This window comes from Caulobacter sp. 1776 (assembly GCF_040545685.1).
Taxonomy (GTDB): Bacteria; Pseudomonadota; Alphaproteobacteria; order Caulobacterales; family Caulobacteraceae; genus Caulobacter.
Window position 1 is genome coordinate 342,947 of the sequence record NZ_JBEPMI010000004.1, and the last position, 21,484, is coordinate 364,430.

21 protein-coding genes are annotated in these 21,484 nt (G+C 68.4%); 7 read left to right on the forward strand and 14 right to left on the reverse strand.

All coding sequences use genetic code 11. The annotated features are described in order from the left end of the window. Nucleotides 1-77 precede the first annotated feature (77 nt). A complete protein-coding gene (locus ABIC66_RS13025) occupies nucleotides 78-794 on the forward strand; it encodes a hypothetical protein (protein ID WP_354070708.1) in 717 nt (238 codons plus the stop codon). Here the strand turns inward: ABIC66_RS13025 and tgt are convergent. Next, on the reverse strand, nucleotides 788-1,903 hold the full coding sequence (tgt, locus tag ABIC66_RS13030) for a tRNA guanosine(34) transglycosylase Tgt (protein WP_354070845.1): 1,116 nt from the start codon (nucleotides 1,901-1,903) through the stop codon (nucleotides 788-790). The genes ABIC66_RS13025 and tgt overlap by 7 nt on opposite strands. After that, nucleotides 1,900-3,000 carry a tRNA preQ1(34) S-adenosylmethionine ribosyltransferase-isomerase QueA gene (queA, locus tag ABIC66_RS13035; protein ID WP_354070709.1) on the reverse strand — a complete coding sequence of 367 codons (1,101 nt, stop codon included), beginning with the start codon at nucleotides 2,998-3,000 and terminating at the stop codon, nucleotides 1,900-1,902. The genes tgt and queA overlap by 4 nt, the downstream gene beginning before the upstream one ends. A 128-nt stretch (nucleotides 3,001-3,128) precedes the next feature. On the opposite strand from queA, the gene ABIC66_RS13040 reads away from it, so the two are divergent. Together ABIC66_RS13040 and ABIC66_RS13045 are read left to right on the forward strand one after the other, a co-directional pair. After that, nucleotides 3,129-3,746, forward strand: coding sequence for a hypothetical protein (locus ABIC66_RS13040; RefSeq protein ID WP_354070710.1), 618 nt, complete (start codon nucleotides 3,129-3,131; stop codon nucleotides 3,744-3,746). A 39-nt stretch (nucleotides 3,747-3,785) separates the two neighbouring features. Next, entirely contained in the window at nucleotides 3,786-4,769 is a 984-nt protein-coding gene (locus ABIC66_RS13045) for an endonuclease/exonuclease/phosphatase family protein (RefSeq protein WP_354070711.1), read from the forward strand. Between the two features lie 46 nt (nucleotides 4,770-4,815). Here ABIC66_RS13045 and ABIC66_RS13050 read toward each other — a convergent pair whose 3' ends face one another. The 5 genes from ABIC66_RS13050 to gyrA all read right to left on the reverse strand — a co-directional run bounded on the left by ABIC66_RS13050 (nucleotide 4,816) and on the right by gyrA (nucleotide 10,455). Next, nucleotides 4,816-5,283: a peptidylprolyl isomerase gene (locus ABIC66_RS13050; protein ID WP_354070712.1), complete on the reverse strand. Its 468-nt coding sequence runs from the start codon at nucleotides 5,281-5,283 to the stop codon at nucleotides 4,816-4,818. Between the two features lie 92 nt (nucleotides 5,284-5,375). Beyond that, a complete protein-coding gene (locus ABIC66_RS13055) occupies nucleotides 5,376-6,218 on the reverse strand; it encodes a peptidylprolyl isomerase (RefSeq protein ID WP_354070713.1) in 843 nt (280 codons plus the stop codon). Nucleotide 6,219: 1 nt separating this feature from the next. Beyond that, nucleotides 6,220-7,062, reverse strand: a complete 843-nt coding sequence (locus ABIC66_RS13060; protein ID WP_354070714.1) for a peptidylprolyl isomerase — start codon at nucleotides 7,060-7,062, stop codon at nucleotides 6,220-6,222. 104 nt (nucleotides 7,063-7,166) lie between these two features. Further along, nucleotides 7,167-7,658, reverse strand: coding sequence for a pantetheine-phosphate adenylyltransferase (coaD, locus tag ABIC66_RS13065; protein WP_354070715.1), 492 nt, complete (start codon nucleotides 7,656-7,658; stop codon nucleotides 7,167-7,169). A gap of 28 nt (nucleotides 7,659-7,686) precedes the next feature. Continuing rightward, nucleotides 7,687-10,455 (reverse strand): DNA gyrase subunit A, encoded by a 2,769-nt coding sequence (gene gyrA, locus ABIC66_RS13070; RefSeq protein ID WP_354070716.1) that lies wholly within the window; start codon nucleotides 10,453-10,455, stop codon nucleotides 7,687-7,689. A gap of 124 nt (nucleotides 10,456-10,579) precedes the next feature. Here gyrA and sodC point away from each other — a divergent pair, with 124 nt between their 5' ends. Further along, nucleotides 10,580-11,119 carry a superoxide dismutase[Cu-Zn] gene (gene sodC / locus ABIC66_RS13075; protein WP_354070717.1) on the forward strand — a complete coding sequence of 180 codons (540 nt, stop codon included), beginning with the start codon at nucleotides 10,580-10,582 and terminating at the stop codon, nucleotides 11,117-11,119. A 1-nt stretch (nucleotide 11,120) separates the two neighbouring features. On the opposite strand, the gene ABIC66_RS13080 is transcribed toward sodC, so the two are convergent. Together ABIC66_RS13080 and ABIC66_RS13085 are read right to left on the reverse strand one after the other, a co-directional pair. Beyond that, nucleotides 11,121-12,062 carry a DMT family transporter gene (locus ABIC66_RS13080; protein WP_354070718.1) on the reverse strand — a complete coding sequence of 314 codons (942 nt, stop codon included), beginning with the start codon at nucleotides 12,060-12,062 and terminating at the stop codon, nucleotides 11,121-11,123. Then, nucleotides 12,059-13,321 (reverse strand): adenosylmethionine--8-amino-7-oxononanoate transaminase, encoded by a 1,263-nt coding sequence (locus ABIC66_RS13085; RefSeq protein WP_354070719.1) that lies wholly within the window; start codon nucleotides 13,319-13,321, stop codon nucleotides 12,059-12,061. Before ABIC66_RS13085 ends, ABIC66_RS13080 begins: the two co-directional genes overlap by 4 nt. A gap of 74 nt (nucleotides 13,322-13,395) precedes the next feature. On the opposite strand from ABIC66_RS13085, the gene bioF reads away from it, so the two are divergent. Continuing rightward, nucleotides 13,396-14,550 (forward strand): 8-amino-7-oxononanoate synthase, encoded by a 1,155-nt coding sequence (bioF, locus tag ABIC66_RS13090; protein ID WP_354070720.1) that lies wholly within the window; start codon nucleotides 13,396-13,398, stop codon nucleotides 14,548-14,550. After that, nucleotides 14,547-15,206: a dethiobiotin synthase gene (gene bioD, locus ABIC66_RS13095; protein WP_354070721.1), complete on the forward strand. Its 660-nt coding sequence runs from the start codon at nucleotides 14,547-14,549 to the stop codon at nucleotides 15,204-15,206. The genes bioF and bioD overlap by 4 nt, the downstream gene beginning before the upstream one ends. A gap of 37 nt (nucleotides 15,207-15,243) precedes the next feature. Here the strand turns inward: bioD and smpB are convergent, their stop codons facing one another. Both smpB and dapA read right to left on the reverse strand, forming a co-directional pair. Then, complete coding sequence (smpB, locus tag ABIC66_RS13100) at nucleotides 15,244-15,702, reverse strand: SsrA-binding protein SmpB (RefSeq protein WP_047413377.1); 459 nt, start codon at nucleotides 15,700-15,702, stop codon at nucleotides 15,244-15,246. After that, nucleotides 15,702-16,586 carry a 4-hydroxy-tetrahydrodipicolinate synthase gene (gene dapA / locus ABIC66_RS13105; protein ID WP_354070722.1) on the reverse strand — a complete coding sequence of 295 codons (885 nt, stop codon included), beginning with the start codon at nucleotides 16,584-16,586 and terminating at the stop codon, nucleotides 15,702-15,704. Before dapA ends, smpB begins: the two co-directional genes overlap by 1 nt. A 259-nt stretch (nucleotides 16,587-16,845) precedes the next feature. Between dapA and ABIC66_RS13110 the strand changes: the two genes are divergently transcribed. Then, nucleotides 16,846-18,945 (forward strand): lytic transglycosylase domain-containing protein, encoded by a 2,100-nt coding sequence (locus ABIC66_RS13110; protein WP_354070723.1) that lies wholly within the window; start codon nucleotides 16,846-16,848, stop codon nucleotides 18,943-18,945. Here the strand turns inward: ABIC66_RS13110 and ABIC66_RS13115 are convergent. Genes ABIC66_RS13115 through ABIC66_RS13125 form a run of 3 tightly spaced genes read right to left on the reverse strand, consistent with a single transcriptional unit; the run spans nucleotide 18,942 to nucleotide 21,483 of the window. Then, the gene (locus tag ABIC66_RS13115; protein WP_354070724.1) at nucleotides 18,942-19,697 is read right to left on the reverse strand and encodes an ABC transporter ATP-binding protein; all 756 of its coding nucleotides are present in this window, start codon (nucleotides 19,695-19,697) and stop codon (nucleotides 18,942-18,944) included. The genes ABIC66_RS13110 and ABIC66_RS13115 overlap by 4 nt on opposite strands. After that, nucleotides 19,694-20,734 carry a FecCD family ABC transporter permease gene (locus tag ABIC66_RS13120; protein ID WP_354070846.1) on the reverse strand — a complete coding sequence of 347 codons (1,041 nt, stop codon included), beginning with the start codon at nucleotides 20,732-20,734 and terminating at the stop codon, nucleotides 19,694-19,696. Before ABIC66_RS13120 ends, ABIC66_RS13115 begins: the two co-directional genes overlap by 4 nt. Next, nucleotides 20,677-21,483 carry an ABC transporter substrate-binding protein gene (locus tag ABIC66_RS13125; protein WP_354070725.1) on the reverse strand — a complete coding sequence of 269 codons (807 nt, stop codon included), beginning with the start codon at nucleotides 21,481-21,483 and terminating at the stop codon, nucleotides 20,677-20,679. The genes ABIC66_RS13120 and ABIC66_RS13125 overlap by 58 nt, the downstream gene beginning before the upstream one ends. Nucleotide 21,484: the final 1 nt, after the last annotated feature.

Genomic DNA, 21,484 nt, shown 5'->3' on the forward strand with positions numbered 1-21,484 from the left:
GTCCTCCGCGTCGCAAGCATGGTTTCGCCGTTTTTCCGGTGGATGACGCCTAAGCTGTGGGCGGGTTAGGGTGAGTCATGCGTGGAACCTTGCTTTTGGCGGTCTTTTGCGGCGCGACCCTGGCCGGAACGGCCTTCGCGGAACAGCAGGCGCCGCCAAGGTCACCGCAAGATTCGCCAGCTCAGCCGACCGACGAGGGGCGCATCAAGTCGACCTCCGACGCCAATAGAGAGGGAATCACCGGGGCCATGCAGGCGCCGTTGCGCGACGTGAATATCGTCCGCACCAAGATTCCACGTGTGCTGCTGGAGGCGATGGACGATCCCTATCAGCGCCCCAAGAACGCCGACTGCGCGAGCCTGATCGCCTTGGTCCAGCCGCTGGACGTCGCGCTGGGCGAGGACATCGACCGCACGCCTCCGGCCGAGAACGAAGACCTGATGGACCGAGGCCGCAAGGCGGCCGGCGGCGCGGCCTTGGGCGCGGTGGCCAGCGCCGCGCAGGACATGATTCCGATGCGCGGCTGGGTGCGGAAACTGACCGGGGCCGAGCGCCACGATCGCCTGGTGCAGAGCGCCGTCGCCTCCGGCGCGGTGCGGCGTGCTTATCTGAAAGGCCTGGGCGAGGCGCGCGGTTGCAATCCGCCGGCCACGCCCCAGCACAAGCCGCCGGCCGAGCCGCCAGTGGTCGATCCGGGCATGCCGCCGCCGCGCGATCCCTACGGCCCACGCAAACCGCGTTTCCCGATCAACAAGGAGGAAGCGCCGACGGTGCCGCAGGGGCCGCGTTATTGAGACAGGTGCCGTGCGGCGAAATCGCGGCGGAACTGTTCGAACCGGCCTTCCGCGATCGCCGCGCGCATGGCCGCCGTCAGGGCCTGGAAGAAGGCGATGTTGTGCCAGGACAGCAGCACCTGGCCCAGGATCTCCTCGGCTTTGAACAGATGGCGTAGATAGGCCTTCGAATAATCGCGGCTGGCTGGGCAGTCGCTGTCGGGGTCCAGCGGCGTCTCGTCCTCGGCGAACTTGGCGTTCTTCAGGTTGATCGGTCCGTCCCAGGTCCAGGCCTGGCCGTGGCGGCCCGAGCGGGTCGGTAGCACGCAGTCGAACATGTCGACGCCGCGCGCCACGGCTTCCACCAGGTCGATCGGCTTACCGACGCCCATCAAGTAACGCGGGTGGTCCTCCGGCAGTAGGCCCGGCGCGTAGTCCAGCACCTCGCACATCGCCTGGTGCCCCTCGCCGACCGCCAGCCCGCCGATCGCGTAGCCGTCGAAGCCGATCTCGCGCAGGCGGTCCGACGACTCGCGACGTAGGGTCTCGAAGGTCGAGCCCTGTTGGATGCCGAACAGGACCTGGCTGTCTCGCGTCCCGAACGCAGCCTTCGAACGCTGGGCCCAGCGCGCCGAGAGTTCCATACCCTTGCGCGCTCTCGCCTCCTCGGCCGGCCAGGCGACGCACTCGTCCAGCTGCATGACGATGTCGCTGCCCAGCAGGTCGGCCTGGATCTCGATCGAGCGCTCAGGGGTCAGAACGTGTTTGGAGCCGTCGACGTGGCTGGAAAAGGTGACGGCCTCCTCGGTGAGCTTGCTGATGCCGGACAGGCTCATGACCTGGAAGCCGCCGCTATCCGTCAGGATCGGCTTGTCCCAGCGCATGAACTTGTGAAGACCGCCCAGGCGCTTCACCCGTTCGGCCGAAGGCCGCAGCATCAGATGGTAGGTGTTGCCCAGGATGATGTCGGCGCCGGTGTCCTTCACCTGGTCGACGGTCATGGCCTTGACCGTCGCGGCGGTGCCGACCGGCATGAACGCCGGCGTGCGGATGTCGCCGCGCGGGGTCCTCAGGACGCCCGTGCGGGCCTTGCCATCGGTGGCGTTGATCTCGAAGGGGAAGGCCATCAGAGCGTCTCGTCGCGGAACAGCAGGCTGCCGTCGCCATAGGAATAGAAACGGTAGCCCGTCGATATGGCGTGCTCGTAGGCCGCGCGCATTGTCTTCTGGCCGGCGAAGGCGCTGACCAGCATGAACAGGGTCGACTTGGGCAGGTGGAAGTTCGTCATCAGCACGTCGGCGGCGCGGAAACGGTAGCCGGGCGTAATGAAGATCGCCGTCTCGTCGGCGAATGGCCGCACGACGTCGTCCTCGCCGGTGGCGCTTTCCAGCAGGCGCAGGGACGTGGTTCCGACGCAGACGATGCGGCCGCCGGCGGCGCGAACAGCGTTCAGGGCGTCGGCGACCTGTGCGCTTACCTCACCGAACTCGGCGTGCATCCTGTGCTCGGAGACTTCGTCGGTCTTCACCGGCAGGAAAGTCCCCGCGCCGACGTGCAGGGTCACGAAATGTAGCGAGATCCCTCTGCTCTTCAGACGCTCCAGCAGGTCCGGCGTGAAATGAAGACCGGCGGTCGGCGCCGCCACCGAGCCGTCTTCGCGAGCATAGACGGTCTGGTAGTCGGCGCGATCGCGCTCGTCCTCGCCCCGCTTGGCGGCGATATAGGGCGGCAGTGGCATGTCGCCGTGCTTGGCGATGCCGATGTCCAGGTCGGGGCCCGAGGTGTCGAAAGCCAACACCACCTCTCCGCCCTCGTGCTTTTCCACGACGGTGGCGTCGAGGCGGTCACCCTCGCAGGCGCGATCTTCGCGAGAGCCGAACGCTACGCGATCACCAATCTTCAGCCGCTTGCCTGGACGCATGAAGGCGCTCCATCGGCTGGGCGAGACGCGGCGGTGCAGGGTCGCCTCGACGGCCACCGGCGTGCCGTCGGCCCCACCGGTCGTACGGCCCTCGCGCAGACCCGAAAGGCGCGCGGGGATCACGCGGGTGTCGTTGAAGACCAAAGCGTCGCCCGGACGCAGAAAGTCGGGCAGCTCGCGGACGACGTGGTCGGCGAGCGCCTCGCCCGGGCGGACCACCAGAAGGCGCGCGGCGTCGCGCGGCTCGGCCGGGCGCAGGGCGATGCGGTCCTCGGGAAGGTCGAAATCGAAGTCGGAAAGGCGCATGGGCGGGCTTCAAGCGCACGATGGACCCGGAACGTCAAGACATACGCCGTCGCGCGAGTGCGGTGGACAACCTGGACGGGATCATCGCAGGGTTCCGGAGAACGAGATTCTTCGGGGGACGTCCGTCAATGAACCGCCTGCTGGTCCCGGCGCTCGCGCCGCTGTTGCTGCTGATCGCTTGCGAGCAGAAGACCGCCACCCCTGCCGCGCCCGCCCAGCCGGCCGAAACCCGAACCGTGGCGATGTCGGTCGCGCCGACAGCCGCCGAGGACGCGGTCACCGGATTCCGGCACGATCCGGCGGTGAACCTTGAGGGCTACTATTTCACCGAGACCCCCGTCCAGACCGGAAACTGGAAGCTGGTTGATCTCTCCATTCGCGACAACGCCGCGTTCGACACTTGGGAAGCGGGTCACATGACCGACCCCGGCGGCCCCATCTTCCTGTCGTTCGACGACGTCACCAGCCCGACGGCCGAAAACGAGCTGGGCCAGACCTATCACAAGGTCAATTTCCGCCTCGAGCCGGCCGGTTATCGCATCGATGGCAAGCAACTGCTGTTCCGCGCCCAGGACGCCCGCGTCGGAGAGGTCGTGCTGGAGCTCACGCCGGATCTGACTCTATTGAAAGCCGCCAGGGCCGCAGGCCCGAATGGCGGGCCGCCCAAGATCGTGTTCACTGGGAGCCTGCAGGTCGGCGCCGAGCGAATCCGCAACATCAGCTTCTTTTATCACCCGGGCGAGTGATCTCCCCCACCCGTCGCCGAGGCGTGCTATGGGCGACCTATGCGCCTGATCGTCCAGCTTCTCAGTCTTCTCGTTCGCGGCACGGCTCTGATGCTGGGCCTGGTCGGCGCCGGCATGGCTATCGCCTGCCTTGGCGGCGCCTGGAGCGACCGCTTGGACGCCTTCACCCACGCCGCGCCGCTGTGGCTGATGATGGGCTTGGGGGCGGTGATCCTGGGGTCCCTGTTCGCGCGTGACGCCGAGCGGTGGGTGATGGTGGGCTTGGGCGTCGCGGCGGTGCTGGCCTGCGCCGTCCTGATGGGGCCAGATCTGTGGGCCGCTTGGCGCTTCAAGCCGGCGACAGTGGCGGCTAGTGACCTCAAGGTCGTACAGTTCAATGTCTGGCACGATAACCGCACACCCGAGAAGAGCCTAGCCTGGGTGCTGGCCCAGGACGCCGACGTCGTGGTGATGGAAGAAGGCGCGGGAAACTCTCTCCAGGTCGTGAGGGCGTTGAAAGCGGCCTATCCGTTCGCGTCTTGCGACAGGCTCGGGATGTGCGACACTTGGATTTTCTCCCGCAAGAAGATGCTGGCGCGCGGCGCCGCCGGGCCGGAGATGCCCTATCTCGCGGGCGCGTGGGTCACTCTGGCGGACTCCAAAGGCCCGTTCACGGTCGCCGGCGTCCACTATACCTGGCCCGTCCCGGCGGGTCCTCAGCAGGCGCAGGGCCGTAAGCTGGCTAAGACCTTGGAATCTTTCGACAGGAAGAGCCTGATCCTCACCGGCGATTTCAACTCCACGCCCTGGTCGTTCACCCTGAAGCGTCAAGACAGGGCCTTGGGTCTGCGTCGCTGGACTCGCGCCCTGCCCTCGTGGCCGGCGGGCAAGTTCTCGCGCGTCATGGCCGCCCCAGCCCCATTCCTGCCGATCGACCACGTCTATGCGGGCAGCCAATGGCATGCGGTGAAGATCGAGCGCGGGCCGGCGTTGGGCTCGGATCACAGGCCGGTGGTGGTGACCTTGCGCCGAACCCAGAAATGAAAAGGCCCCGGATCGCTCCGGGGCCCTTCTAGTTCAGTCGCCACGCTTACGCGTCGGCGGCGATCTTGGCGCTGACAATCTTACCCGGCTGGCGCGGCGGTTCGCCCTTGGGCAGGGCGTCGACGTTTTCCATGCCTTCGATGACCTGCCCCCACACCGTGTACTGACGGTCCAGGAAGGTGGCGTCGTCGAACACGATGAAGAACTGGCTGTTGGCCGAGTTGGGATCGGGCGTGCGAGCCATCGAGCAAACGCCGCGGACGTGCGGCTCGTCGTTGAACTCGGCCTTCAGGTCCGGCTTGTCCGAACCGCCGCGGCCGCTGCCCGACGGATCGCCGCCCTGGGCCATGAAGCCCGGGATCACGCGGTGGAAGACGACACCGTCGTAGAAGCCCTCGCGCACCAGCTCCTTGATCCGGGCGACATGGCCCGGCGCCAGATCGGGGCGCAGCTTGATGGTGACCGGACCGGTCTCGAGGGTGAGGATCAGGGTGTTTTCGAGGTCGGCCGACATGGTCTTCCCTTGGATGGAAAAGGTGTGACCGCGCTTCTAGCGTGCTTTACGCCCGCCTGTGAACCAAGTTGCGTCTCGGAAACCGGAATTGCTCAGCGAACGTCGACCGGGAGGTCGATGTCGCACACCGAAAAGTCAGCGCCCCTCAGCGCCCGCAGGCGCTTGGTCTCGGCGGCGAACCAGCCCCCCTTGGGATCGATGACCCGGACCCTTGGGCGCTCGCCCTCGGGAATATCCGAGAGCAAACGGACCCTTTGCATCGAATCCTGGGGCGCGGGAACCGGTTCTCCGGTCTTGATGGCGCGCACGGCGTCCAGGCCGCTGATCACCCGGCCGAAAGCGGTGTAGCGCTTGTCCAGCGACGGATAGGGCTGGCGCATCAAAAAGAACTGGCTGTTGGCCGAGTTGTTGTCCTCGTCTCGCGCCATGCCGAGCACGCCCGGGCAATAGGTCCCCCAGGCCGAGACCTTCTTGTCGCTGGTCATGTCGCTCCAGGCCCAGGCTTGGCTGACGACCGGCAGCGACTTGAGGTATCCGACTTCCAGCCCAGCGGGAGCGGCCATCGGCACGAAACCGCTTTCGCCGGTTCGACGGAAGGTGAACTCCGCTTTCAGATTGGGCTTGTCCGAACCGCCCTCGCCCGTGTTGGTCGGGTCGCCCGTCTGGGCCATGAACTTGTCGATGACCCGGAAGAACGTGCGGCCGTCATAGACGCCAGCGCGGGTCAGCTCCTGCAGGCGGGCCACATGGTTTGGCGCGACCTCGGGGATCAACTCGACCAGCACGCGCCCCTTGTTGGTGTCGATCATCATCACCGTCTCGGGCGCCGGCGTGCGCCAGTCCGCTTCAGTCGGCTTAGCCGGAGCGGCCGCCAGGACCGGCGTACAGATCGCCGCCAGGCAGAGCCCGGCCAGCAGCGCGTGAGAGCGGGTCATGTCATTTCACCTGCACGGGAACGTCGACGTCGCAGTTGGTGAAGCTGCCGCCCAATTCCGCCTGGCGCTTGGCCACCAGCGCCTTGAAGGCGGCCGATCGGGTGTCCATCACCTGAACCGAGGGGCGCTTGTCGGCCGGTAGGTCGGCCAGAAGCTTGACGCTCAACATCTTGTCCTGCGGATCCGGCGCCGGCTCGCCGACCTTGATGTTCCGCACGACATCCAGGCCCTGCAGCACGCGGCCGAAGGCGGTGTAGGTCTTGTCCAGCGAGGCGTTGGGCTGGCGCATGAAGAAGAACTGGCTGTTGGCGCTGTCGGGGTCTCCGGCCCGGGCCATGCCCAGCACGCCGGAACAGAAGTTGCCCCAGGTCGCCACCTTGCGGTCGGCGGTCATCACCGCCAGGGCCGAGGGTTGGCTGGTCACCGGCAGGACGCCGACCCAGCCCGACTCGTTGGTCCCGGCCTTGAAGCTCTGGGCCACCGGCGTGTCCGCGCCGCGGCGAAAGGTGAACTCCGCCGCCAGGTTCGGCTGGTCCGAGCCGCCCATGCCGGTGTTCTGCGGATCGCCCGTCTGGGCCATGAAGTCGCTGATGACGCGGAAGAAGGTCAGGCCGTCATAGAAGCCGCTCTTCACCAGGCCGCGCACGCGCTCGACATGGTTCAGCGCGGCCTGCGGGTAGAGCTCGGCGATGATCCGGCCCTTGTTGGTCTCCACGACGATGACGTTGTTGGGGTCGGGCGTGCGCCAGTCCGAGCCCGCGGCAACGGTCTGGGCCGAAGCCGCCTGAAGGGGAGCCGACACGGCGGCGAGCGCCAGCACGGCGGCGGACATGGCGAGCTTCATCAAATTCCCCGAACAGATAGGTCGAGGTGGGCGTAGAACGCCACGACCTCCCCGACAAGTGCGTCGGCTGTTGAAGCGCATGATTCCGGCCGGATCGGGGCGGCCTAGGGACGCCTGACCTTCGCTACCAACTGCTCGGCCACGCCGGGCGGCACGAACTTGGAAATATCCCCGCCCAGCGCCGCGATTTCCTTGACCAGGCGCGAGGCGATCGCTTGGTGGCGCGGGTCAGCCATCAGGAAGACGGTCTCGATCTCGCGGTCCAACTGCTGGTTCATCGCGGTCATCTGGAATTCGTATTCGAAGTCGGCCACGGCTCGCAGGCCGCGTACGATCATCTGCGCGTTCACGTCCCGGGCGAAGTGCATCAGCAGGCTTTCGAACGGCCGGACCTCGATCTCGGCGATCTTGGTCAGGTGCGCCGTCTCGCGCTCCAGGATGGCGACCCGTTCCTCCAGCGAGAACAGCGGCCCTTTGCCGATGTTCACCGCCACCCCGATCACCAGCTTGTCGACCAGCTTCACGGCCCGCCCGATGATGTCGAGGTGACCGTTGGTGACCGGATCGAAGGTCCCTGGATAAAGCCCGACCCGCATGCAACCCCCTGTCCTAAGGGATCGAGGGTTACGGGGTCTCCGCCCCGCTGTCCTCGCCCTGGTTGTCGTCTCCGCCGGAATCGGCGAGGCGCTCGACGCTGACGACGTGTTCGTCCTGCGCGGTGCGGAAGATGGTTACGCCTTGAGTATTCCGCGCTGCAACACGAATTTGCGAAACCGGCACCCGGATGAGCTGGCCTTGGTCGGTCACCAGCAGAATCTGGTCGCTGTCGTCGATCGGGAATGAGCCCACCAAGCGGCCGCCGCGCTTGCTGAGATCTTGGGCGGCGAGGCCTTGGCCGCCACGGCCCGTGCGGCGGAAATCATAGGCGCTGGTGCGCTTGCCGAAGCCTTCCGACGATACAGTCAGCAGGATTTCCTCGGCCGCGCCCAGTTCGGCGATGCGTTCCGGCGTCAGGGTGGTCTCGTCGCCGTCCTCGTCGCCGTCGTCCACGGCCGCGGGGGCGTCGTCGCCCTCCTCGCCGGCGGCGCGCAGCATGGCGCGCTGGTGCTTGAGGTAGGCGGCGCGTTCGGCCGGGGTGGCGTCGACGCTGCGTAGAACAGCCATCGAGATGACTTCGTCGCCCTCGGCCAGCCTGACGCCGCGGACGCCCGTGGAGTCACGGCTGGCGAACACCCGCACCTCGTCGACCGAGAAGCGGATGCAGCGGCCAGCCGCGGTGGTCAGCAGCACGTCCTGATCGGCGTTGCAGACCGCGACGCCGACGATGCCGTCGCGCCCGCCCAGTTCGTTGGCGTCCAGCTTCATGGCGATCTTGCCGTTGCGGCGGACATCCACGAAGTCGCTGAGCTTGTTGCGGCGCACGCTGCCGGAGCGGGTGGCGAACATTACGTCCAGGCCGCTCCAGGTGGCCTCGTCCTCCGGCAGGGCCAGGATCGAGGTGATGGTCTCACCCGGCTCGATCGGCAGCAGGTTGACGAACGCCTTGCCGCGCGAATTGGCGACGCCCTGCGGCAGGCGCCACACCTTCATCTTGTAGACCTTGCCGCCCGAGGTGAAGAACAGCAGGGGGGCGTGGGTCGAGGCCGAGAACACACGGGTGACCGCATCCTCGGTCTTGGTGGCCATGCCCGACTTGCCCTTGCCGCCCCGGTGCTGGGTGCGGTAGGCGGCCAAGGGCGTGCGCTTGACGTAGCCGCTCATGGTGACGGTGATCACCATGTCCTCGCGGACGATCAGGTCCTCGTCCTCGACATCGGCGTCGCCGTCGACGATCTGGCAGCGGCGCGGGATGGCGAACTTCTCGCGGACCTCGACCAGTTCCTCGCGAACCACGGCCATGATGTTGGCGCGGTCCGACAGGAGTTCGAGATAGCCGCGGATGGCGTCGGCCAGGGCCGTCGCCTCGTTGCCGATCTCGTCGCGGCCCAGGCCGGTCAGACGCGACAGCGTCAGGGCCAGGATGGCGCGGGCCTGTTCGTCGGTCAGCCGGATCAGGCCGCCTTCTTCCTGCAGGGTGCGCGGGTCGGCGATCAGCTCGACCAGCGGCAGCATGTCGCCGGCCGGCCAGGACTTGGCCACCAGGCGCTCGCGGGCCTCGGTCGGATCCTTGGACGAGCGGATGATGTGGATGAACTCGTCGATATTGGCGACGGCGATGGTCAGGCCGACCAGCACGTGGCCGCGATCGCGGGCTTTGCCCAGCTCGAACTTCGTCCGGCGAACGACCACTTCCTCGCGGAAGTCGACGAACAGCTTGACCAGCTGGTGCAGGCCCATCTGCTCGGGGCGACCGCGGTTCAGGGCCAGCATGTTGACGCCGAACGAGGTCTGCAGCGCCGTGAAGCGGTACAGCTGGTTCAGGATCACCTCACCCGAGGCGTCCCGCTTCAGTTCGACCACGATGCGCATGCCGTCGCGGTTGGATTCGTCGCGGATGTCAGCGACGCCCTCGATGCGTTTCTCGCGGACCAGCTCGGCGATGTGCTCGACCAGATTGGCTTTGTTCACCTGATACGGGATCTCGGTGATGATGATGGCCTCGCGGCCGGCGCGCAGCTCCTCGACGCTGGCCACGCCGCGCATGATCACCGAGCCACGCCCCGTCAGCAGCGCCTGGCGCGGGCCCGAGCGGCCGATGATCTCGCCACCGGTCGGGAAGTCGGGGCCAGGCACCAGATCCAGCAGTTGATCGGTGGTGACCTCCGGGTCGTCGATTAGCAGCAGACAGGCGTCGATGACTTCGCCCAGATTGTGCGGCGGGATGTTGGTGGCCATGCCGACGGCGATGCCGCCCGCGCCGTTGACCAGCAGGTTCGGGATCCGCGACGGCAGGACGGTCGGTTCCTGCTCCTTGCCGTCGTAGTTGTCGGCGAAATCGACCGTGTCCTTGTCCAGGTCGGCCAGCAGCGACATGGCGGGCGGGGCCATGCGGCATTCCGTGTAGCGCATGGCCGCGGGCATATCGCCATCGACCGAGCCGAAATTGCCCTGGCCGTCGATCAGGACGAGGCCCATCGAGAACGACTGGGTCATGCGGACCAGGGTGAAGTAGATCGAGGCGTCGCCGTGCGGGTGATACTTACCCATAACGTCACCGACCACGCGGGCCGACTTGACGTACGGACGCTCCGGCGTCTGGCCCTGCTCATGCATCGAGAACAGCACTCGGCGGTGCACGGGTTTCAGACCGTCACGCGCGTCCGGCAGGGCGCGGCTGACGATCACGCTCATCGCGTAGTCGAGATAGGAGCGGCGGAGTTCGTCCTCGATATTGATCGGGGCGATATCCCCGCGAGAACCGTCGGCGGGGATCGTGGTGTGTTCGTCGCTCAAGGGGATTTTTCGCCGTCAGAATCGGACACGGAACAGTCTGAAACTGTTAGCATTGGGAGGTGGGAGGCGCCACCTTTCCAGCCGTTTCATCCCGCCTCTTCGCTTGAATTCGAAGGAAAAACGCATGATCCGCCTCCCCACCGCCGTCGGCGCCGCTCTCGCCGCCCTGCTAGCCGCCTCGCCCGCCTTCACCACATCGGCCTGGGCTCAGACCTCCGCGACCGCCGTGGTCAAGACCGGGGACGGCAAGGACGCCGGCGTGGTGACGCTGACCGAGGCGCCGCATGGTGTGCTGCTGAAGCTTGAACTGAAGGGCCTGACGCCGGGCTGGCATGCCGTCCACTTCCACGAGAAAGGTGACTGCGGCGCGCCGGACTTCAAGTCGGCCGGGGCCCACGTCCACACAGCCGCCACGACGGTCCACGGCCTGCTGAACCCGGCTTCCAACGACAGCGGCGACCTGCCGAACGTGTTCGCGGGCGCGGACGGCGCGGCGACGGCCGAGGCCTATTCGACGCTGGTGTCGCTGAAGGGCGCGGGCGGCCGTCCAGCCCTGCTCGACACCGACGGTTCGGCCATCGTCGTCCACGCCAGCCCCGACGACCACAGGAGCCAGCCGATCGGCGGCGCCGGCGCGCGGGCGGCGTGCGGGGGGGTGAAGTAACCTAAACCGTCTCGGCCAAGGCCTGCTGGGCCTTGGCCCGCTTTTCGGTCAGGGCGACCAGGGCCACGCCCAGCATGGTCGCCGCCCCGCCGATCAGCAGTTGCGGGGTCAGCTTGTCGCCCAGCAGCAGCACGCCAATCGTGCACGAAACCAGCGGAGTCAGCAGGAAATACGGCGTCACGCGCCCGGCCTCGCGCCGCTGGACAAGCCAGAACAGCAGGGCGCTGGCCCCGATCGTCGAGACGACCCCGGCGAACAGCACGCAGAGCCAGGCGATCGGCGGCGCGGCCTGCATCTTCGCGACCTGATCCGTCTCGAACACGGCTGACATGGCCAGCAAGGTCGGGGCGGCGACCAAGGCTGTCATGCCCTGCAACTTCAGCGGCTTAATGCCAGGCGTCTTGCGCACCAGCACCGTGGCCACGGCCCAGCAGGCGCTGGCCAGGACGATCAGCAGAATGGCCGGCAAGTCACTGGCCCCGTGGGGATCCAGGCTCATCCACGCCACGCCCACGAAGGCGACGACCAGACCCGCTACCGCGGGCGGTCGCATGGTCTCGCCCAGCATCCGCCAGGCGAAGATCGCCGTGAACGGAATCCACAGCTGACTGGCCACCACCAGGGGGCTCAGGGCGTCGGCCATGCTGAACGCCACATAGATCACGCCGAAATGGATCGGCCCCGTCAGCAGCACGATGGCCAGCAGTTTCCGGGGCTCGGGAAACGGCGGCTTGATGAACGGAAACAGGAACGCCAACGCCGAGGCGAAACGCAAGCTCCCCATCAGCATCGGCGGCAGGTAAGCCGTCGCCACCTTGGCGGCGGCGTTGTTGATCCCCCAGGTCAGGATGATCGCCAGGATGGCGAGATATTCCAGGACCGTGAGCGGAGACGACTTGGAGGACATGGCCGTGCTTGGACCAGACCCCGTCCCCAAGGTCAATTGACGCCGACCACCTCGCGGACGGCGGCTGTCAGCAGATCGAGATCCGCATCGGCCGTTGTGAAGGCCGGGGCCAGATAGACGACCTTGCCCATCGGCCGGATCCAGGCGCCGCGCGCGGCGAAACGCGCGCAAAGATCGCCCACCGCCACCGGCGCGTCGAACTCGACGACACCGATCGCGCCGAGAGCCCGGACGTCGACGACGCCCTTCCCCGCCCGGCAAGGCTCGAGCCCTTCGGCCAGGGCGGCCGACACGCGCGCTACGTCGTGAGCCCAGCCGCCATCCTCGAACAGATCCAACGAGGCGTTGGCCGCCGCGCAGGCCAGCGGATTGGCCATGTAGGTGGGCCCATGCATCAAGGCCGCGCCCGGATCGTCGGACCAGAAGGCCTCGAACACCTTGCGCGACGCCACCGCCGCCGACAGCGGCAGGGTCCCGCCGGTCAGGGCCTTTGACAGGGTGACGATGTCGGGCTCGATCCCCGCCGCCTGCATGGCGAACAGCGTCCCGGTGCGGCCAAAGCCCGTGAAGATCTCGTCGAAGATCAGCAGCACGCCGTGCTTATCGGCCAGACGCCGCAGGGTTCGGAGCACTTCGGGCGGGTGCAGGAGCATGCCGCCCGCGCCCTGGACCAGCGGCTCGACCAGGATCGCCGCGATCTCATGGCCGCGCGCCGCCAGCAGGGCGTCCAGCGCCGCCTCGCCTGCCCCATCGCGTGGCAAGTCCGCGATCACCTGGTCGGGCATGACGCCGGCGAACAGGCTGTGCATGCCCTCCTCTGGGTCGCAGACCGTCATCGTCGCCAGCGTATCGCCGTGATAGCCGCCCCGGAACGCCAGGAACTTGGTCCTCCCCGCCACGCCACGATTGATCTGGAACTGCAGCGCCATCTTCATGGCGATCTCGACCGAGACCGAGCCGCTCTCGGCGAAGAACACCTGGTCCAGGTCGCCTGGCAGCATTTTCGCCAGACGCGCCGCCAGCCGATAAGCCGGTTCGTGCGCCAGGCCGCCGAACATCACGTGCGGCATCTTTCCGATCTGCTCGCGCAAGGCCTCGGCGATGTGGGGATGGTTGTAGCCGTGGCAGGCCGTCCACCACGAGGCTAAGCCGTCGACCAGCTCGCGTCCGTCGGCCAGCACCAGTCGCGAGCCGTGGGTCGCCACGACCGGCAACGGCGGCCGCGCGGTCTTCATCTGGCAATAGGGCCGCCAGACATGCGGGGCGCCCTGGGTGAGCCAGTTCGGATCGGACATGACGGCGCTTTCCGTTTGCGGACTCGGGGCGCCTTGCCTATTCCCGCGCACCAGCCACGGCAAAGGGAAACGACATGCAGAGCCTCGACGCCTTCGCCGGCGAGAAGCTGGCGGCCCTGGACGCCAAGAGCCTGCTGCGGCGCCTCAAGCCCACGCGCCGCCACGACGGCGCCGTGGTCGAGCGCGACGGCAAGCGGCTGATCTCGTTCTCGTGCAACGACTATCTGGGCCTGTCGCAACATCCCGCCGTCCGCGCGGCGGCGGCCGAGGCGGCGCTGAACTACGGCGCGGGCGCGGCGGCCTCGCGCCTGGTCACCGGCGACCACCCACTGCTCTCCGACCTGGAAAAGCGTTTGGCGCGACTGAAAGGAACTGAGGCGGCCTGCGTCTTCGGCTCGGGCTACTTGGCCAATACCGGCGTCATCCCAACCCTGGTCGGCTCCGGCGACGCGATCTTCGTCGACGCCTTGGCCCATGCCTGCATCTGGGCTGGCGCGCAGCTGTCCGGAGCCAAGATCGTCAAGTTCGCCCACAACGACACCGCCGACCTGGAACGTCTGCTGGCGGCCGAGCGCCCGCTCGCGCGCCGCGCCCTGGTCGCCACCGACGGCGTGTTCTCGATGGACGGCGACATCGCCCCGCTGGACGTGCTGTCGGACCTCTGCGCGCGCCACGACGCCTGGCTGCTCAGCGACGACGCCCACGGGGTCGGGGTGTTGGCGGAAGGCCGGGGTTCGGGCGCTCTGTTCCCGAACGCCGACATTCCGCTGCAGATGGGCACCCTATCCAAGGCGCTGGGCTCGTATGGCGGCTATCTTTGCGGTTCACAGGCGGTGATCGACCTCTTGAAGACCCGCGCCCGCACCCTGATCTACGCCACCGGCCTGCCGCCGGCGTCGGCCGCGGCCGCCCTGGCGGCGCTGGATATCATCGAAGCCCAGCCGGAATTGACCGTCCAGCCCGTCGCCAAGGCCCGCCTGTTCACCCGCCGTCTCGGCCTGCCCGACGCCGTCAGCCCGATCGCGCCGGTGGTGCTGGGCAGCGCGGAAGCCGCCCTCGCCGCCTCCGCCGCGCTGGAAGCTCAAGGCTTCTTGGTCGTCGCCATCCGCCCGCCGACGGTGCCCGAAGGCACGGCCCGCCTGCGCGTGGCCTTCAGCGCCGAACATGACGATGCCGACGTGATCCGTCTGGCCGACGCCGTCGCCGCCCTGCGGAAGCTGGCGGCGTGAACGCGTTCTTCATCGCCGGAACCGGCACGGACCTGGGCAAGACCCACGTCGCCTGCGCCCTGCTCCGCGCCGCCCGGGCGCGCGACCTTAGCGTGGACGCCTTCAAGCCCGTCGTCAGCGGCTTCGATCCGGCCGCGCCGGAGGTCAGCGATCCCGCGCGCCTCGCGGACGCCCTGGGCCGTCCGAACGACTGGGCGCGGGTGTCGCCTCGCCGGTATCGCGCGCCGCTGGCCCCAAACCTGGCCGCACGCGCGGAAGGCGATATCCTGCGGATGGCCGACCTCGTCGCCGACTGTCGGACCTGGCTCGGAAGTCGCGCGGTCGACCTCGCCCTCGTCGAGGGGGCCGGTGGCGTGATGTCGCCGATGACCGACGAGGCCACCAATCTCGACCTGATGGTCGCGCTGGGCCTGCCCGTCCTGTTGGTCGCGGGCAGCTATCTCGGAACGGCCAGCCATCTGCTGACCGCGCTCGAGGTGGTGCGCGCACGCGGCCTAGCCGTGGCGGCGATCGTGACTAGCGAGAGCCTTGACGCGCCAAACCTCGACCAGACTATCGAAATGCTGCGAGCCTTCGAGCGAGCGACGCCGATCGTCGCGGCGCCGCGCGCCGCCGAGTGGGACGCCGCGCCGCTAGTCGAGCTGTTGCTCGGCTAGGCGCCATTTCCACGCCCTCGGCGCGGTTCCGCTAGGGTCAGTCCCCGCGGTCGCCCTTCATCAAGCGGGCCTTGTCGCGAGCCCAGTCGCGGGCGGCTTCGGTTTCGCGCTTGTCGTGGTTCTTCTTGCCCTTGGCCAAGCCGATCTCAAGCTTGGCCAGGCCCTTCTCGTTCCAATAGAGCTTCAGCGGGATCATCGTCCGACCATCGCGCTGCACCGCGCCGATCAGCTTGTCGATTTGCTTGCGATGCAGCAGCAGCTTCCGGTGGCGGCGCGGCTCATGGTTGAAGCGGTTGGCATGGCCATAGGGCGGAATGTCGGCGTTGATCAGCTTGATCTCGCGCCCTTCGACCGAGGCGTAGGATTCGGCGATGTTGGCCCGGCCGACGCGCAGCGACTTCACCTCGGTGCCGGTCAGCATGATGCCGGCCTCGAAGGTCTCCTCGATGAAGTAGTCGTACCGGGCGCGCCGGTTTTCCGCGATCGGCTTGGTCATTACTCGAGGCCAGCCTCGCGCATGGCTTCCAAGATAACCGGACGCACGGCGTCCGCGCACGGCGTGATCGGCAGGCGAACGTCTTCCAAGCACAGGCCCAGATGCGCCAGGGCGAACTTGGTCGGGGCCGGCGAGGAATCCAGGAACAGGGCCTTGTGCAAGCGCACCAGGCGGTCCTGCCAGTAGAGGCCGGTCTCCCATTGCCCTTGCATGCACGCGTTCATGAACGCCGCGCAGGCGTCCGGCGCGACGTTCGACGTCACCGAGATCACGCCGTGGCCGCCATGGGCCATGTAGCCCAGGGCCGTGGGGTCGTCGCCGGTCAGCAGCACCCAGTCGGGGCCGCACATCAGGCGCTGGAAGCTGATCCGGGTCAGGTCGCCAGTGGCGTCCTTGATGCCGATGATGTTGGGCAGCTTGGACAGGCGCTCCAGGGTCTCGTTGGAGATATCGACGCCCGTGCGGCCCGGCACGTTGTAGACGAACACCGGCAGCTCAACGGCGTCGTTGATCGCCTTGTAGTGCTGGTACATGCCCTCCTGGCTGGGGCGATTGTAGTACGGCGTCACGACCAGGCAGGCGTCGGCGCCCACGGTCTTGGCGTGGCGGGCCAGCTCGATGGCTTCGTCGGTCGAGTTGCTCCCTGCCCCGGCGATCACCGGCACGCGGCCGGCGGCGGTCTTCACGCACAGCTCGACGACGCGCTTGTGCTCGTCGTGCGACAGGGTCGAGGTCTCGCCGGTGGTGCCGACCGGCACCAGGCCGTGGACGCCGCCCGAGATCTGACGCTCGACGAGCGCGACGAACGCTTTTTCGTCCACCTCACCGTCGCGGAACGGCGTGACGAGGGCCGGAATGACGCCCTTGAAGTGAGACTGGACCATGACTTGCAAATTGCCGTGAGCAGACGCCGCGCGGTGTTGCGGCAGGATGATGGGGGCGGACAATATGTCCCAGCCTCGCGGTTCCGCAACCGGCGCCCCGGCGCGGTTCGAGAGGCAGGGTGCGGATTTGAGGGGCGAAGGCCGTCCGGTCAAGCCCGGCAACCGGACTTTAAACCCTATTGAGGCCTGAATCGTCGCATAGGGCGTGACCTCAGATTCGAGTACAAGGCTCTTTGGAGACTTGGTTAAGGAGAGCGTTTTGGCTTCAGTGGCGCGTCGGATTCTGCTTGGGGGAGCTTGCGTCGTGGCCGTGGTCGTGGGGGCCGCGGACGCCCAGACGACGTCGGCCTATCCTACCCAGAGCGCGCCCGGCCTGATCACCACGCCGCCGACCGCCGTCTCCGCCGCTCTTTCGGATACCGACTCGGCCAACCTGCAGACCGCGCTGGCCGCCGCCAAGCGCGGCGACGTCTCGGGCGCGCGCCTGGCGATGGACAGCCTGCAGGACCCGATCGCCAAGAAGATCGCCCAATGGGCCTTGGTGGACAACAACGCCGAAGCGATGAGCTTCTTCGAGCTGGATGCCGCCCGCCGCGACTTGGCCGGCTGGCCGCGCGGCGCCCGTCGCGACGCCGCCGCCGAGAAGGCCTTGTCCACTTCTGGCCTGGACCCCACCCGCATCGTCGCCTGGTTCGGCGGCGCCCAGCCGGCGACGGCTGACGGCGCCATGGCCCTGGCAAGCGCGTACCAGGCGATCGGCCGGAACAAGGACGCCACCGACCTGATCCGCCGCACCTTCCGCGACAAGGTGTTCGAGGCCGACGCTCAACGCAGCATGATCGCGCGCTTCGGCGGCATGCTGACCCCCGACGACTACGCCCGCCGCGCCGACATCCTGCTGTACGGACAGCAAGGCCCTGCAGCCCGCGATCTGGTCGCCATGCTGTCCGAAACCCAACAGGCCACGGCTCGGGTGCGCATGGCCTATCGCCAGAACTCCGCCAGCGCCAACAGCCTCTACAACGCCCTGACTCCCGACCAGCAAGCCTCGCCCGGCGTGGTGTTCGAGCGCGCCGCCTATCTGCGCCGCAATGGCATGGACACCCTGGCGCTACCGATGGTGGTCAACTTCCCGGTCCCGCCGACCGAGGAAGCCTCGACCGCCATCTGGAAGGAGCGCAAACAACTGATCGTCTCGGCGCTGAAGGCCGGCAATAGCGCCGGCGCCTACGCCGCCGCCGACAACACTCAGGCCCTGGCCCCGGCCGATATCGCCGAGAGCGAGTTCTACGCCGGCTGGATCGCCCTGACCCGCCTGAAAAACCCCGATGCGGCCGCCGCCCACTTCGCCCAGATCGCCGCCGTCGGCGCCTCGCCGATCACCAAAGGCCGCGCCCTTTACTGGCAGGGCCGCGCGGCCGAGGCGCAAGGCGATCTGATCGCCGCCCAGGCCTTCTATTCCGAGGGCGCGCGTCACATCACAACCTTCTATGGCCAGCTGGCCGCCGAGAAGGCGGGCCTCAAGGAGCTGCGCCTGGACCGCGACCCCGTGATCACCCAGGCGGACCGCGCGCGCTTCTACGGCCGCGAGCAGGTTCGCGCCGCACGGATCCTGGCCGATACCGGCAATCGCGACCTATTCCGCAGCCTGGTGCTCTATATCGACGACACCCTGCCCAACGCCGAGGAAAGCGCCCTACTGGTCGATCTGGCCCGCGGCTACGGCGACCAGGACCTGGCGATGCGCGCCGTGCGCACCGCCGCCCAGCGTGGCTTCATCATGCCGGAGCGTGGCTATCCGCTGCTGGACCATCACTTCACGCCAGGCCCGGGCGCGGCCGAGACGGCCTTCGTCTATTCGATCTCGCGCCAGGAGAGCAATTTCGACCCTGCCGCTCGTTCGGGCGTCGGCGCGCGCGGCATGATGCAGCTGATGCCGGCCACCGCGTCCATCGTCGCCCGCAAGCTAGGCGAGGCCCACAGCATCGATCGCCTGTCGGAAGCCTCGTACAACATGCGCCTGGGCTCGGTGTACTTGGGCGACATGATCAACAGCTTCAGCGGCTCGTACATCATGGCCGCCGCCGCCTACAACGCCGGCCCCGGTCGCCCCGCCCAGTGGGCGGGCCTGTGCGGCGACCCGCGCGGCGCGCAGACCGACCCGCTCGACTTCATCGAGTGCATCCCGTTCTCGGAGACCCGCAACTACGTGATGCGGACCCTGGAAACGACCATGGTCTATCGCGCCCGCCTGAACGGCGGCGTAGCCCCGCTAACACTGTCCAGCGATCTCAAGCGCGGCGGCTACGTCTACACGCCGTCCGTGGCCGCGGCCTATACGCCGACGGCGAACCCCTAGATCCGCTTCGCCGCCAGCACCGGGCCGGCGTTGGTCTCGACCAATTCGCCGTCCAGCCGGAAGACGTGGCCTAGGATGAAGCGCGACAGCGCCTCGCGCGGCAGGCCTTCCGCGACGATACGGCCGTGCGAGACCACCACGATCCGGTCGCAGGACCGCGCGGCCAAGCCCAGGTCGTGAAGCGTTACGACCACCGCCGCGCCTTTAGTGGCTTCGGCGCGCAGCAGATCCAGGGTCAAGAGCTGGGCGTCGGGGTCCAAGCCCGCCACCGGTTCGTCGGCCACCAGCAGTGGCGCGCGCGTGGCCAGCAAGCGCGCCAGCAGCACCCTCGCCCGCTCGCCGCCCGACATGTCCAGCACGCCGCGATCGGCCAGCTCGGCCGCGCCGACGCGCGCGAGGCAGTCCAGCGCCAGCGCGTCGGCGGCGGTGTCGGCCAGATCGATCGCGCCCAGGGCGGCGACCAAACGAGCCGGCAGGTTCCAGGCCACCCGGCGGTCCTGCGGCAAGTAGCCGACCAGCCTGGCGCGTTCGTCCGGCTTCAGCGCGGTCAAGGGCCGGTTCGAGAGCTTCGCCTCGCCCGCCTCCAGAGGCAGCAGGCCGAGGCCCGCGCGGAGCAGGCTGGTCTTGCCCGCGCCATTGGGGCCGACCACGCCGATCACCTCGCCAGCCGCCACGGTGAGCGACGCCTCTTCGAGAACGGCCTTGCGCCCGTGACGAGCCGCGAGGTTGGCCAGGGTCCAGAGGGCGCTCACGACCGCCAGCTCCGCGAGGCCCGCCAGGCCAGCAGGGCGAAGGCCGGGGCGCCGAACAGGGCCGTGACGACACCCAACTTCAGCTCCTGCTCGGTGGGGACGACGCGCGCCGCCAAGTCGGCCAGCACCAGCAGCAGCGCCCCCGCCAGGGCCGAGGGCCACAGGATCCGCTTGGGGTCGTCCTTGACCAGGGCCCGCACCAGGTGCGGCGCGGCCAGGCCCACGAAACCGATCACGCCGGCCGCGGCCACCGCCGCGCCGGTCAGCAAGGCCGCGCCGGCCACGGCATAGACCCGCAGCCGCGCCATCGGCAGGCCGGACATCTGCGCGGCCTCCTCGCCAAGGGTCAGCATGCGCAGACCGACGCCGGCCCGGACGCACAGGACCGCGCCGAGGGCCATCGGGACAATCGCCCGCACGGCGTCCATGGCGTCGCGGTTTTCGACCGAGCCCATCAGCCAGGCCAGGATCTCGGCGGTGGTCACCGGCGACGGTGACAGGTTGAAGACCAGCGCCGTGAGGGCGCCGCCGAAGGCCGACAGGGCCACGCCGAACAGGATCAGCGCCTCGGGCTCGCGGAACCGCGCCGCCAGAACCACCACCAGGCCGCCGGCGACTAGGGCGCCGATCAGGGCCGACAGCTCGATCGCTCCGGGGATCACCGCCAAGCCCGCCGAGATCGCCAGGGCCGCGCCCAGGCCCGAGGCGGCCGAGACGCCCAGCACGCCGGGATCGGCCAATGGATTGCGCAACAAGCCCTGCATAGTCGCGCCGGCCAGGCCCAGCGCCGCGCCGACCAGGGCCGCCACCGCCACACGCGGCGCGCGGATGGTCCACAACACCTCGCCGGGCTGCGACGCCGGATGGACCAGAGCCTGGGCGTACTGGGCCAGGGACAACGGCGTCTCGCCCAGCGACACGGCCACGGTCGCCGCGAGCGCCAGGACCAGGAGCATCAGCAGGCAAAGGCGAGAAAGGCTCATCGCGCCGCCTCCGCCAGGATCGCGCTGGCCTCGGCGGCGAACCAGCCGGGACAGCCGATCATCGTGCCCGGCAACGAGGCCACGGTGCGGGTCTTCACCGCCTTCTGAAGGGCGGCGTGGCGGCCGGGGCCCCAGCGGTCGGCGCCGGCGCGGGTCCCGTCGAAGAAGCCGAGCACCACGGCCGCCGGCGGCTTCATCACCAGGCTCTCCAGCGAGACCGGTGCGAAGTACGGCGCCGTCGAGGCATTCGAGTAACCCGCCGCCTTCAGCAGGGCGTCGATCAGCGTGCTGGGGCCGGCCGTGTAGCCGCCGGGCGTCAGGTAGAGCACTGGCCTGCCCTTCCCCGCGCCGGCCGCGCGGGCCAGCTGGGCGTCCATTCGCGTGATGATCGCCTCGCCCTGCGGCCGGCGGTCCAGGGCGGCGGCGACCTTGCGGACATTGGCGCGCACGCCGTCGAAGTCGGCCGCGTCGTCGAGCGCCACGGTCGTTACGCCCTTCTTCTCCAAAGCCTTGGACAGCCGCGCGTCGCCGCCCCACAGGCGCACGACGACTTCGGGCCGGGCGGCCACCAGGCTCTCGAAGGTTGCTCGCCGCAGTGGCAGGCCGGCGGCGTCGCGGCGCAGGTAGCTATCGCGCGAGATGGCCCGATGCGAGAGGCCGACGATGCTGTCGCGCGGGGCAAGGGCCAGGACGTACTGGTCGGCGCAAGAGTCCAGCGACATCACGCGTGGCCCGGCCAGGGCCACGCCCGGCGCGAACGCCATCACCGCCAAAAGCGCGCGCAAAGCCTTGGCGGCGTTCACC